Origin of the sequence: Streptomyces sp. NPDC048106 (assembly GCF_040706415.1) — a bacterium.
In the GTDB taxonomy this organism is placed as follows: Bacteria; Actinomycetota; Actinomycetes; order Streptomycetales; family Streptomycetaceae; genus Streptomyces.
In genome coordinates this window covers 38,545-51,289 of record NZ_JBEZND010000005.1, presented here as the reverse complement: position 1 = coordinate 51,289, position 12,745 = coordinate 38,545, and the positions used below count along the sequence as shown (strand labels likewise).

The window sequence follows — 12,745 nt, the reverse complement described above, 5'->3', positions numbered from 1 at the left end:
GCTCAGGGCCGGGCGCGGCGCACGTCGATGCTGCCGTAGCGGGTACGGGCGCGGATCTTGACGGTGTCCTCGCTCTGCTCGGGAGCCCCGGAGGCGGTGAGGGTGTTGCGGACGTGCCCGCGCTCGGAGCTGACGTCGAGCCAGGCGGCGGTGCCCTCGCGGACGCCGACCTCGATGGCGCCGTAGGAGGTCTCCAGCTGGACGCTGCCGCGCGCGACCTCGGCTGCGCGCAGGGTTCCGTGGGCGGTGGTGGCGACGACGTCGCCCTCGGCGCGCTCGATGTCGATGTCGCCGTTGGCGCCGCTCACCCGCAGGTCGCCGGTCACGACGCCGACGATCGTGCTGCCGTGCGAGTTCTTCAGGGTGGCGGGGCCGTGGACGGTGCCGACGCGCAGGCTGCCGGAGCTGGTGGTGATCTCGGCCCCGCCCGCGACCCGGTCGACGGTGATCGAGCCGTGGGAGACGGCCAGCCGGAGCGGCCCGGCCGCGTCGAGGCGGACGTCCCCGACCGAGGTCTTCACCCGGGCCTCGCCGAGCCCGCCCTCGCCGAACACCTGCACCCAGGAGCCGTTCACGTCGACGCGCGAGCCCGTGGGCAGTTCGACGGTCACCTCGACGGCGCCGGAGGGCCCGATGAAGGTGCGCTCCTTCGTCCGGACGGTCAGGACGCCGCCCGCGTAGGCGACCTCGGTCTGCTCTGCGGCCCGTACGTCCTTGCCCCGCTTGGGATTGGCGGGGCGTACGTCCACGGCGGTGTCGAGGCGGTCGCTCGCGATGAACCGGATGGAACCGGCGCCCACGTGGGCGGTGACCGAAATGGGTTCGGGCGTGTCGAAAGCAGGCATGGCTGTGCCGTCCTCATGAGTCCTTGGGGCGTCCCCGCTGGTGGGACGTGATGGGAGTGAAGCGACCGTGCGCGGGCCGGGTGCGGGTGCGGGTGCGGGTGCGGGTTGCCGGCGCTGCTAGCGCACCCAGCCCGTGAAGCTCTGTCCGAAGGTCTGGGTCTTCTCCGCGGGGCGCGGCCGGCCACCGCCGTCGACCGCGGCCGACACGGCCCGCACGAGCCACGCGTTGACCGACAGCCCCTCGCGGCTCGCGGCCTCCTCGGCCCGCGTCTTGAGCTGGGCCGGCAGCCGCAGATTGACGCGGGCGGTACCGCTCTCGTCGCTGTCGGCGGGCGCGTGCGGCACCGCGACCGGTTCGACGGGGGCCGCGACGGGCCCGCCGGCGTCCGGCAGCGTCACCACGAAATCGGGGTCCAGCCCCCGCAGCCGCACATCGACGGAGCCGGGCGCCAGTTCCCGGGTGATCTCGTCCATCGCCGCGGACAGCACATGAAGCATCGTCAACCGTGCCGCCGACTCCAATGGAGCGGTCAACCGCTCGGCCAGCTCCCGGGCCTCGTCACCACCGGCCTCGGCGGCGACGGAGAGTTCGCGACGGAGGGTGTCGACATAGGGGGTCAGATCCATGACGCCATGATGGCACCACAATGGCGCCACCGGCAAGGCCGAATGGCGCCACGGGTTTCGATGACCGGAAGAGGACGGCTCCGACCTGGACAAAGAACAGACGGATCCGGAGAGTCGGAGCGGCACCACACCGCCGCCGCCTACGCCCCTGTGCCATGTTGGCGCCACATGGCGCCAAGTGACGCCACCGCGCGGCGGCAGCACATCCCGTCCCCGGGTCAGGCCAGGCGGACTCGGGCCAGTTGGCGGGACTGGGCCACCAGTCGGTCCTCGCTGTCCCAGACCTCCGCGTCCTCCTCCAGGAAGCCGCCGGCGAGGTTGCGGGTGGTGATGGAGACGCGCAGCGGGCCGGGGGCCGGGCGGTGGCGGATGTGGACCGTGAGTTCGACGGTGGGGACCCAGCCCTTGAGGCCCATCTCGAAGGCGGTCGGCGGCAGGGCGTCCACCGCGAGCAGCAGGGAGAGGGGGTCCGCGTCGCGGCCGTCCGCGAGGCCGAACCAGGCGCGCATCTCGCCCTTGCCGGAGGGCTGCCCGAGCGCCCAGCCGAGGGTGGCCGGATCCAGCCTGAGCATCAGGCGGTCGGCGATGGCCGAGGCGCCCTTGAGCGGGTCGGGGCCGTCCGCCGGGCCGAAGCACTGGGCGGGCGGCGGGATCGCGGGCGGCTTCGCGGTCGTCCGGACGTCGTCGGGAAGGGAGGCGAGGTCGCCGTAGGAGGCGAGGACGCGGATGCGTTCGACCTCGTTGCCCTCGTCGTCGTACTGGAAGAGGGAGGCCTGGCCGGTGGAGAGGGTGCGGCCGGTGCGGATGGTCTCCGTGCGGACGACGGCCCTGCCGGGGCGTGACGCGGTCAGGTAGTGCGCGGAGATGGTGAAGGGGTCCGGGTGCGGGAGGGCGTCACCGAGGGCCCGGCCGAGCACGGCCAGCAGATAGCCGCCGTTGACGGCGCCGAGGATGGTCCAGCCGGCCGAGAGGTCGATGTCGTAGACACCGGGCGCACGGCGGACGACGGCGGTGTCCCGGTCGAACTCGCTGTCACCGATCAGGGCCCGCGACGGGGCGGGCACGGAAGCTGCTTCTGCCATGGCTGAACGGTACAACAGGGGATTACTAAGCGGTAGCTTTCCCCGGTTCCAGCCACCGTCACCGCTCCCCCGCACGGCCCACCATGGGTGAGGTTTCGGCAATTTCTCGGTAAGTGTCAGGACACGTCCGTAACCCTGGATCCCGCTTTCCCCTCTATGGGGACATGAGCCTCACCGGGACTCCGTTCCTCTACACGACCGTCGTGCTGGCCGTGGTCGCCCTCGTACTGCCGCTCCTCCTGTGGTCGAGGACGCGCGGCCCCCGGCCCCTGCGCACCGCGGCCCGGGTGCTGATGCTGCTGTTCGCCCAGGGTACGGCCGTCACCCTCGTCTTCGTGCTGGTGAACAACCAGAACAACCTGTACGACAACTGGGCCGACCTCTTCGGCACCGGCAACCACGTCCAGCAGGCCGCCGACCTCGGCCACGACGGCACCGGCGGCATAGCGGTCAAGCGCCTGCCCAAGGTCAGGCAGACCTTCGTCCAGGCCACGGGCCCCGGCATGCACGCCGCCGGCGGGGTCCGCGTCACCCAGCTCAGGGGCCGGGTCTCGGGGGTCGACGCCGAGGTCTACGTCTGGCTGCCGCCGCAGTACGGCGAGCCGGCCTACCGGCACAGGAAGTTCCCGGTGATCGAGGTGCTGCCCGGCTATCCCGGCTCGGCGCGGGCCTGGTTCGGCTCGATGAGGGCCCACGAACAGCTGCTGCCGCTGATGCGGAGCGGCCAGGTGGCCCCCTTCATCATGGTCGCCCCGCGCACCAACCTGCTGGCCGGCGTGGACACCGGCTGCGCCAACATCCCGGGGCAGGTCGACGCGGACACCTGGCTCAGCATCGACGTGCCCAAGATGGTCATGGACAACTTCCGCGCCCAGCCGGCCCCGCAGGGCTGGGCCGTCGCCGGGTACTCCGCGGGCGCCCAGTGCGCGGTCAAGCTGGCCGTCGCGCACCCCGACCGGTACCGGGCCGCGGTGAGCATGTCCGGCTACAACGACCCGATCGGCGAGCGCAACTCCCTCGCCGCGCAGAACCCCGCCCTGCGCGCCGAGAACAACCCGTACCTGCTGCTGCGGAAGGCCGCCGTGCCGCCGCCCGTCGCGCTCTACGTCTCCGGGGAGCCCGGCGACGGCTACGAGGCGGGCATGGCCCTGGCGTCCGTCGCCAAGGCGCCGACCACGGTGCACGTGGTCTTCCTGCCGCGCAGCGCGGGCGGTCACACGATGGCGCTGTGGCGGCCGCAGGTGCCCGCGGTGTTCCGCTGGCTCACCCTCCAGATGGGCCAGAACCACGCCAAGGGCCGGGACCACTCGATCACCGGCACCCCGAAGACCGGCGCCGGGACCCCCGCCGGGACGGCCGGAGCCGCCGGCTCTACTCCTCGACCACCGTCGACCGGCGGTTCCACGCGCGCGGCGCTCGCCAGTGGTACCGCATCGCGAGCAGGCGCAGCAGGAAGGCGGTGAGGGCCGCGAGCCCGCTGGTGAGGGGGGTCAGCGCGTCGTAGCGGATGCACAGCACCACCATGCCCGCGCCGACCATCGCCGGGACCGCGTACAGGTCGCGGTCCCAGCGCAGCAGCGAGGGCACCTCGTTGGCGAGCACGTCGCGCAGCACACCGCCGCCGACCGCGGTGGCGAGGCCCAGGGCCGCCGACGCGGTCAGGCCGAGGCCGTAGCCGTAGGCCTTGGTAGTGCCGCTGACGCAGAACAGGCCGAGGCCCGCCGCGTCGAAGACGAGCACCGCCGTCTGGATCCGCTCCACGTGCGGGTGCAGGAAGAAGACGACGAGCGTGGCGAGCAGCGGGGTGACGAAGTAACCGAGGTCCGTGAAGGCCGCCGGGGGCAGGGCCCCGATCACCACGTCACGGAAGAGTCCCCCGCCCAGCGCGGTCACCTCGGCGAGCACGGCGATGCCGAAGACGTCGAAGTTCTTCCGGACGGCGAGCAGCGCGCCGGAGATCGCGAAGACGAAGATGCCGATCACATCGAGCGTGTGCTGGACGGAGGGGCTGAAGAACTGTTGGAACTGCACCCTGCCATTCTCACCTGCCGAGCAGGATGAACCTTACAAAGCCAGGCTCACAGGGCAGGTTTACCTGTAGTGAACAGCCAGGTGTCGAACAGATCACCGAGCTGCTGCCCGCTGATCCGCTCGGCGAGGCGGATGAAGTCGGCGGTGTCGGCGTTGCCGTACCGGTGGAGCCGGGTCCAGGCGGGGAGCAGCTTGAAGAATGCCTTGTCGCCGATCCGCTCGCGGAGCATCTGGAGGGTCATGGCGCCCCGGTGGTAGACCGCGTCGGCGAACATCGTGTCCCGCTGCGGGTCGCCGGCCTTGATCTTCCAGAAGGAGGAGGTGGCGGCCCGCGAGTCGTAGTCGGCGAGGAAGGAGTCGTGGGCCGTGCGGGTGCCCCGGTGCTCGGCCCACAGCCACTGGGCGTAGGTGGCGAAGCCCTCGTTGAGCCAGATGTCCTTCCACTGCGCCACGCTCACCGAGTCGCCGAACCACTGATGGGCCAGCTCGTGCACGATGGTCGACTCGCTGCGCACGGCCGAGTACGCGGGCTTGGACTGCACCTCCAGCGAGAATCCGGCCTCGGGCATGTCGTCCACGATGGCGCCGGTCTCCTCGAACGGGTACGGCCCGAAGACCTGCGCCCAGTAGTCGGTGGCCTCGGCGGTGACCGCGTACACGTCGACGCTGTTGCTGTTCTTGAGCACCGGGTCGATGGCGACGTAGATCGGGGTGCCGGCGGGGGTGCGGCCGGTGCGGACGTCGAACTTGCCGATGGTGGCGGTGGCGAGATAGGTCGCCATCGGCCTGGACTCCCGCCAGTGGGTGTACGTCGAGCCGCCCGCCTCGCGGGTCGACACCAGCACGCCGTTGGAGACGCCGGTCAGGCCCTCGGGCGCCTTGATCCGGATGTCGTAGGTGGCCTTGTCGGAGGGGTGGTCGCTGGACGGGAACCAGGTGGAGGCGGCGTTGGGCTCGCAGGCGACGAAGACGCCGTCGGGGGTCTTCATCCAGCCGTACTCGGAGCCGAAGACGATGGGCCCGCTGAGGGCCTCGGGCACGCCGCCGTAGGTGACGCGCACGGTGAAGCGCCGGCCCTTCGCCAGCGGAGCGCGCGGGGTGACGGTGACCTCGTCGCCGTCGCGGGTGAACTGGGCCTGTTCTCCGTTCACCTGGACCTGGGTGATCTCCAGCCGCTGGAGGTCCAGGTCGAAGGAGGAGAGGTTCTGGGTGGCGCGGGCGGTGAGGGTCGTACGGCCGTCCAGGCGGCCGGTGTCGGGGGCGTAGGCGACGTCGAGGTCGTAGTGCAGCGCGTCGAAGCCGCCGTTGCCCAGGTCGGGGAAGTAGGGGTCGCCGATGCCGGGTGCGCCCGGGGTGGGGGCCGGGGCGGCTGCGATCAGGAGGAAGGAGGCCGCGGCGGTGGCCAGGACCCCTGCACGTGCCGAACGGGAGAGTGTCATGGTCGTCCCTTTCCAGCGTGTACCGATCAGCTGTCGGACACGGACGACTTTGCACTCTCCCGCTCAAGCATGTACATGCTCTTGCATGACCGTTTTCGGCTAGTTGCCCTTCGCCTTGGGGGACTTGGGGGCCTTGGGGGCCTCGCCGGATTCGGGAGCCGGGTCGGGCTCCGCGTCGGACGCGGCCTCGGCCTCGGACTCCGACGCCGGCTCGGACGCGGCCTCCGGCTCGGACTCCTCGTCAGAGGCCGTCTCCGGCTCCGCATCGGCCGTGGCCTCGGCCTCGGTCGCCGACTCCGGCTCGGTCGCGGTCGCGGCCTCCGCCTCGGATGCGGCCTCAGCCTCCGGCTCTGCCTGGGCCTCGGACTCCGACGCCGGCTCGGTCTCGGACGCGGCGTCCGGCTCGGTCGCGGCCTCCGACTCTGCCTCCGGCTCGGTCGCGGTCGCGGCCTCCGCCCCGGACGCGACCTCAGCCTCCGGCTCCGCCTCGGACTTCGGGCCTTCGGTGGTCGCCGCGTCCGGTACCAGCTCGGACGCCTCCTTCGCCGCCGACAGCAGGACGGTGTCCTGCGGTGCCTGGTCGGCGAAGTTCTCCGGGTGGTGGCACGCGACCCGCTGACCCGGCCTCAGCTCGATCAGCCGCGGCTCGGTCGTCTTGCAGATCTGCGTCGCCTTCCAGCACCGGGTGTGGAAGCGGCAGCCCGACGGCGGGGCGATCGGCGAGGGCACGTCGCCGCGCAGCAGGATGCGCTCGCTCTTCTGGCCCCGGCGCTTGGTGTCCGGCACCGGCACCGCCGACATCAGCGCCTTGGTGTACGGGTGCATCGGCGCCTCGTACAGCGTGTTGCGGTCGGCCAGCTCCACGATCTTGCCGAGGTACATCACCGCGATCCGGTCCGAGACGTGCCGGACGACGGAGAGGTCGTGCGCGATGATGACGTAGGTCAGGCCCAGCTCCTGCTGGAGGTCGTCCATGAGGTTGACGACCTGGGCCTGGATCGACACGTCCAGCGCGGACACCGGCTCGTCGGCCACGACCAGCTTCGGCTTCAGGGCGAGCGCGCGGGCGATGCCGATGCGCTGGCGCTGGCCGCCGGAGAACTCGTGCGGGTAGCGGTTGAAGTGCTCGGGGCTCAGGCCGACCAGTTCGAGCAGCCGCTGGACCTCCTTCTTCACCCCGCCCTCGGGCTCGACGCCCTGGAGCCGGAAGGGCGCCGAGACGATGGAGCCGATGGTGTGACGGGGGTTCAGGGAGCCGTACGGGTCCTGGAAGATCATCTGGATGTCGCGGCGCAGCGGGCGCATCTCCGCGGTGGACAGCCGGGTGATGTCCTGGCCCTCGAAGGTGACCCGTCCGCCGGTCGGGTCCTGGAGGCGGGTGATGACCCGGCCCATGGTCGACTTGCCGCAGCCCGACTCGCCGACGACGCCGAGGGTCTCGCCCTTGCGCACCTCGAAGTCGATGCCGTCGACGGCCTTCACGGCGCCGACCTGGCGGCGCAGGATGCCCTTCTTGATCGGGAAGTGCTTGGTCAGGTTCTCGACCTTGAGCAGCACCTCGCGCTCGTCCGGAGCCGACGCCTGCTCGGGGACCGCGGCCTTCGCGGCGGCGTCCGTCTTCTTCGTCTCACTCACAGCTTCGGCGCAATCTCTTCGGTCCAGATCCGCTCGCGGTCCTCGGCCGCCAGGTGGCAGGCGGACCAGTGTCCGGCGCCGACCAGCTCCAGCTCGGGACGCACCGTGCGGCTGACGTTCCCCTCGGGGATGTCCGCGTACGGGCAGCGCGGGTGGAAGGCACAGCCCGAGGGGACGTTGATGAGGCTCGGCGGCTGGCCCTTGACCGGGATGAGCCGTTCGGAGGTCTCCCGGTCGATGCGGGGCATCGAGCCGAGCAGGCCCCAGGTGTAGGGGTGCTGGGGCTTCTCGAAGACCTCGGCGGCGGGGCCGCGCTCCACGCACCGGCCGCCGTACATCACGAGGACGTCGTCGGCGATCTCGGCGACCACGCCGAGGTCGTGCGTGATCATGATGACCGCGGAGCCGAACTCCTTCTGGAGGTCGCGGATCAGGTCGAGGATCTGCGCCTGGACGGTCACGTCGAGGGCGGTGGTCGGCTCGTCCGCGATGAGCAGCTCGGGGTTGTTCACCAGCGCCATGGCGATCATGGCGCGCTGGCGCATACCGCCGGAGAACTCGTGCGGGTAGCCGTCGACGCGCTTGGCCGGCTCGGGGATGCCGACGCGGTCGAGCATCTCGATGGCGCGCTTGCGGGCTTCCTTCTTGCTGACCTTGTGGTGCACCCGGTAGGCCTCGACGATCTGGTCGCCGACCTTGTAGTAGGGGTGCATCGCGGACAGCGGGTCCTGGAAGATCATCGCCATCTCGCGGCCACGGAGCTTGCGCACCTCGTCCGGGGAGGCGCCGACCAGCTCCTTGCCGTTCAGCCAGATCTCGCCGGCCATCTGCACGTTCTTGCCGCGTGCGCCGAGCCGGTGCAGGCCCATGACGGCGAGCGAGGTGACGGACTTGCCCGAGCCGGACTCGCCGACGATGGCGAGGGTCTTGCCCTTCTCCACCGAGAAGGAGAGCCCGTCGACGGACTTGACGAGGCCGTCGTCGGTCGGGAAGTGCACCTTGAGGTCGCGGACCTCCAGGAAGGCCGAGGGCGCCTTGGCGGTGGCTCCCTCGCCCGTGTCGGTCTTGGAGAGTTCGGTCACGAGAGCCTCACCCGCGGGTCGGCGGCGGCGTAGAGCACGTCCACCAGGAGATTTGCGATGACGACGAAGATGGCGGTGAGCAGGGTCACGCCGAGGATCTTCGGCAGGTCGTTGTCGGTGATGCCCTGCACCGCGTACTGGCCGACGCCGGGCAGCGAGAACACGTACTCGGTGATCACCGCGCCGCCGAGCAGCAGACCGACGTCCATGCCGAAGACCGTGATGATCGGGGTGAGGGCGGCCCGCAGGCCGTGCCGGACGACGACCGTGCGTTCGGGCAGACCCTTGGAGCGCGCCGTGCGGATGAAGTCCTCGCTCATCGTCTCCAGCATGCCCGAGCGGGTGAGCCGGGCGTAGATCGCGGAGTACAGCAGGGCGAGCGAACACCATGCCGGGAAGAGGGTGTTGGCCCACTGCGCCGGGTTCTCGGTGATCGGGACGTAGGTACGGCCGAAGATCGGCCAGGTGTAGGTGAAGAGCAGGATCGCCAGGTTGCCCGTGAAGAACATGGGCAGCGAGACGCCGGCGAGGGCGACGCCCATGAAGGTGCGGTCGAACAGCGAGCGCGGCTTGAGGGCGGAGACGACGCCGACGGCGACGCCGGAGATCAGCCAGAGCACGGCGGCACCCGCCGCGAGCGAGAGGGTGATCGGGATGCGCGAGGTGAGCTGCGACCAGACCGCGACGTGATCCTTGAAGGAGTAGCCGAAGCAGGGGACGTCGCAGTGCACCGTCTTGGGGCCGAGGTTGTAGTCGGTGCCGACCACGATCCCCTTGATGAAGTGCCAGTACTGGACGTAGACGGGCTGGTCCAGACCGAGGTTGTGCTTGACCGCGGCGATGTCCGCCTTCGACGGGCTCTTTCCGATGTACTGCTGCGCCAGCTGGTCCGCTGACTGGCCCACGAGCCGTGGCAGCAGAAAGAAGATGGCGAAGGTGACCGCGGTGACGACCAGCAGCAGGATCACTGCCGCGAACGTCCTGCGGAGGATGTACGAGATCACGGGGACCGGCGCTGGTGCCCGCGGGCCGCGAAGCCCGCGGGCACCAATGCCTTCACCTGCCTTCCGGGGCTGCTACTTCTTCGTGATGCCGAGGTTGAGGTAGTCGTACTGACCGCTGAAGGCGGCCGTGGAGACCACGTTGGTGGCGTACGGCGAGCGGTACAGCAGAACCTTGAAGTAGGTCAGCGGAACCAGGGCGGCGTCGTCCATCGTCTGCTTGTCGATCTGCGCGTACAGGGCGTTGCGCTTGGCCGGGTCCGGCTCCGCGATCGCCTGCGCGAGCAGGCCGTCGACCTTCTTGTTGTCGTACTGCGACAGGTTGGTGTTGCCGGACTGGCTGATCGCCTTGCTGTTCAGGATCTGCTGCAGGAAGCCGTAGCCGGAGGGCCAGTCGGCACCCCACTGCATCATCATCAGGCCGACGTTCTGCTTCTTGGTGAAGCTCGGCACACCCGCGTAGTCGGTGAAGTACTTGCCCGCCGGGTACTGCTTGAGGCTGGCGTTGATGCCGACCTTCTTCAGCGAGTTGATGATCGCGGTGGCCGCGTCCACCTCACCCGGACGGTCGGAGCGGGCCGTGATGTTGGTGTTGATCGTCTTCTGGCCGCAGGCCTTCATCTGCTCCTTGGCCTTGGCGACGTCACCCTTGTTGCCCGCGGTCGCGTAGACGTCCGCCTTCTGGTAGCCGGTGATGTCCGGCGGCAGGACGGTGGAGGCGATGTCACCGCGGATCGGGCCGCCCATCGCGGTCTGTACGGAGACCTTGTCGATGGCGTACTCGACGGCCTTGCGGCAGGCGACGTTGTCGAACGGCTTCAGCTTGGTGTTGATCGCCGCGTAGACCAGACGGCCACCGTAGGCGTTGTCCGTGTTGGCCTTGGCATCCGCGGACTTGAGGACGTCCGCCTGGGTGGAGGCCTGGACGCCGGTGCCCGCGAGGTCGACGGTGGCGTCGCCGGACTGGAGGTCCTTGTCGATCGTGTCCGGGTTGACCTTCAGGTTGACCACGATCTTGCTGGCCAGCTGCTTGCGCAGCGGGTCGGTCTTCGGGTCCCAGTTCTTGTTCGGGACCAGGACGGCCTGCTTGCCGTCCTGGTAGCTCTGGAACTGGTAGGAGCCGGAGGACACGATGTGCTTGATGTAGTCGACGCCGTCGTCCTTGGACTGCGGCACCGGCGCCGTCTGCGGCGTGGCGACCAGGTAGTCGAACTCCTGGAAGGCCCGGTTCAGGTGGAAGACGATCGTGGTGTCGTCCGGGGTCTCGATCGAGGACAGGCCCTTGGCGCTCTTGTCCTTGTACGGACCCTTGTACTTGTCGCCGTCCTTCATGAACTGCTGGAAGTAGTTCGGACCGAGCGAGAGCACGTCACGCGCGAAGTTGGACCGCTCGACGGCGTACTTGACGTCCTTCGAGGTGATCGCGGTGCCGTCCTGGTACTTCAGGCCCGAACGCAGCTTGTACGTCCAGGTCTTGCCGCCGTCGCTGGCGACGCCCTTGCTCGCGGCGAGGTCCGGGACCAGCGTGTTGCCCTGGGAGCCGGGGCCGGGCTGGAACGTCATCAGCGGACGCGCGTAGAGGCGGCTGAAGTTGTACATGTACGCGTAGTACGTGTTGCCCGGGTCGAACGAGTCCGGCACGTCCGACATCTCGTAGGTGACCGTGCCACCCTTCTTGTCGGACGCGTTGACGACGCCCTTGGTCGCCGCGTTGGCGCCGGCCGCCTTGGGTGTGTCCTTGTTGTCATCGGCCTTGCTGCAGCCTGCGAGCAACAGGCTTGCGGAGCCGATGGCCGCGACCGCGGCCAGCGCTGACCTTCGCATGATGGTCTGCTTCCCCTCCATAATCGGAAAACTGATGAGCTCTCTGGCTGCCTAGCGGCTGCGCGGGTCGAGAGCGTCGCGGAGACCGTCGCCGAGCAGGTTGAACGCGAGGACGGTGATGAAGATGGCGAGGCCCGGCACGATCATGTACTGGGGATCGACCTGGTAGTAGGTGACCGCTTCGCGGAGCATCCCGCCCCAGGAGGCCTGCGGGGGCTGGATGCCGACACCGAGGAAGCTCAGGGAAGCCTCGAAGATGATGTTGGTCGGGATGAGCAGCGTCGAGTAGACGATGATCGGGCCGACCAGGTTCGGCAGCAGCTCGCGGAAGAGGATGTACGGGCCCCGGGCACCCATGCCGCGGGCCGCGTCGACGAACTCGCGCTCGCGCAGGGCCAGGGTCTGACCGCGCACGATCCGGCCGAGATAGGGCCAGTTGAAGAAGCCGATCACGAAGATGAGCACGGCGAGGTGGAGCGGAAGTCCGTTCAGACCGAAGGCGCCGCCCTGGAGGGTCGCGGAGATCGCGATCGCGAAGAGCAGCAACGGGAAGGCGAGGAAGACGTCCATCAGCCGGCTGATGATCGCGTCGACTCGGCCGCCGTAGTAACCCGCGACCACGCCCATGATCGCGCCGATCACGTTGGACAGGATCGTGGCGCCGAAGGCGACGACCAGCGAGACCCAGGAGCCCTCCAGGACGCGGGTGGCGATGTCCCGGCCGAACTTGGGGTCCACGCCGAGCGGGTGGTCCGCGCTCATGCCGCCCCAGCTGCCCTTGGGCAGCGAGGTGTTGGCGTCGATCAGGTCCTGGTGGAAGGTGTTGGGGTCGAGGCCGAAGAGGGCCTGGAGGGGACGCGAGAGGATGGCCAGCAGGATCAGCAGGATCACGATGACGCCGCCGGCCACGGCGACTCTGTCCCGCTTGAAGCGGGTCCAGGCGATCTGGCCCAGGGAACGACCCTCGATCCGCCCCTTGTCGGCTCCCGCGAGCACAGCCTCCGACTGCGCGTCGGACGCCGCCCCGGTGGTCTCGATCGGTGCGGTCACGATGTGCGACCCCTCTCGCCGGTGGTGACCGGCCTGCGCTGCCGCGGTTTGCGGCTTTGTCGACTTGCTGGCGATCACGAGGCCTCGCCTCATGGTCTGAGTGGGGAGTCTTCAGCGTCTTTGTGATCA

11 protein-coding genes are annotated in these 12,745 nt (G+C 69.7%); 1 reads left to right on the top strand and 10 read right to left on the bottom strand.

What is annotated here, in order from left to right:
* Window positions 1-2: 2 nt before the first annotated feature.
* The 3 genes from AB0927_RS06435 to AB0927_RS06425 form a co-directional block, all read right to left on the bottom strand.
* Window positions 3-845 carry a DUF4097 family beta strand repeat-containing protein gene (locus AB0927_RS06435; protein WP_366666403.1) on the bottom strand — a complete coding sequence of 281 codons (843 nt, stop codon included), beginning with the start codon at window positions 843-845 and terminating at the stop codon, window positions 3-5.
* 117 nt (window positions 846-962) lie between these two features.
* Complete coding sequence (locus AB0927_RS06430) at window positions 963-1,472, bottom strand: toxin-antitoxin system HicB family antitoxin (protein WP_366666402.1); 510 nt, start codon at window positions 1,470-1,472, stop codon at window positions 963-965.
* Window positions 1,473-1,690: 218 nt separating this feature from the next.
* Window positions 1,691-2,554: a thioesterase family protein gene (locus AB0927_RS06425; RefSeq protein ID WP_366666401.1), complete on the bottom strand. Its 864-nt coding sequence runs from the start codon at window positions 2,552-2,554 to the stop codon at window positions 1,691-1,693.
* A 164-nt stretch (window positions 2,555-2,718) separates the two neighbouring features.
* Here AB0927_RS06425 and AB0927_RS06420 point away from each other — a divergent pair, with 164 nt between their 5' ends.
* Window positions 2,719-4,017, top strand: coding sequence for an alpha/beta hydrolase-fold protein (locus tag AB0927_RS06420; protein ID WP_366666400.1), 1,299 nt, complete (start codon window positions 2,719-2,721; stop codon window positions 4,015-4,017).
* Here AB0927_RS06420 and AB0927_RS06415 read toward each other — a convergent pair.
* From AB0927_RS06415 to AB0927_RS06385, 7 genes are all read right to left on the bottom strand, one after another.
* On the bottom strand, window positions 3,926-4,585 hold the full coding sequence (locus tag AB0927_RS06415; protein WP_366666399.1) for a trimeric intracellular cation channel family protein: 660 nt from the start codon (window positions 4,583-4,585) through the stop codon (window positions 3,926-3,928). The two genes, AB0927_RS06420 and AB0927_RS06415, sit on opposite strands and share 92 nt — an antisense overlap.
* A gap of 47 nt (window positions 4,586-4,632) precedes the next feature.
* Window positions 4,633-6,024 carry a M1 family metallopeptidase gene (locus AB0927_RS06410; protein ID WP_366666398.1) on the bottom strand — a complete coding sequence of 464 codons (1,392 nt, stop codon included), beginning with the start codon at window positions 6,022-6,024 and terminating at the stop codon, window positions 4,633-4,635.
* Window positions 6,025-6,123: 99 nt separating this feature from the next.
* On the bottom strand, window positions 6,124-7,659 hold the full coding sequence (locus tag AB0927_RS06405; RefSeq protein WP_366666397.1) for a dipeptide ABC transporter ATP-binding protein: 1,536 nt from the start codon (window positions 7,657-7,659) through the stop codon (window positions 6,124-6,126).
* A complete protein-coding gene (locus tag AB0927_RS06400; RefSeq protein ID WP_366666396.1) occupies window positions 7,656-8,741 on the bottom strand; it encodes an ABC transporter ATP-binding protein in 1,086 nt (361 codons plus the stop codon). Before AB0927_RS06400 ends, AB0927_RS06405 begins: the two co-directional genes overlap by 4 nt.
* Entirely contained in the window at window positions 8,738-9,745 is a 1,008-nt protein-coding gene (locus AB0927_RS06395; protein WP_366666395.1) for an ABC transporter permease, read from the bottom strand. Before AB0927_RS06395 ends, AB0927_RS06400 begins: the two co-directional genes overlap by 4 nt.
* 72 nt (window positions 9,746-9,817) lie before the next feature.
* Window positions 9,818-11,587 carry an ABC transporter substrate-binding protein gene (locus AB0927_RS06390; RefSeq protein WP_366666394.1) on the bottom strand — a complete coding sequence of 590 codons (1,770 nt, stop codon included), beginning with the start codon at window positions 11,585-11,587 and terminating at the stop codon, window positions 9,818-9,820.
* 30 nt (window positions 11,588-11,617) lie between these two features.
* Window positions 11,618-12,616 carry an ABC transporter permease gene (locus AB0927_RS06385; protein ID WP_366666393.1) on the bottom strand — a complete coding sequence of 333 codons (999 nt, stop codon included), beginning with the start codon at window positions 12,614-12,616 and terminating at the stop codon, window positions 11,618-11,620.
* Window positions 12,617-12,745 lie beyond the last annotated feature (129 nt).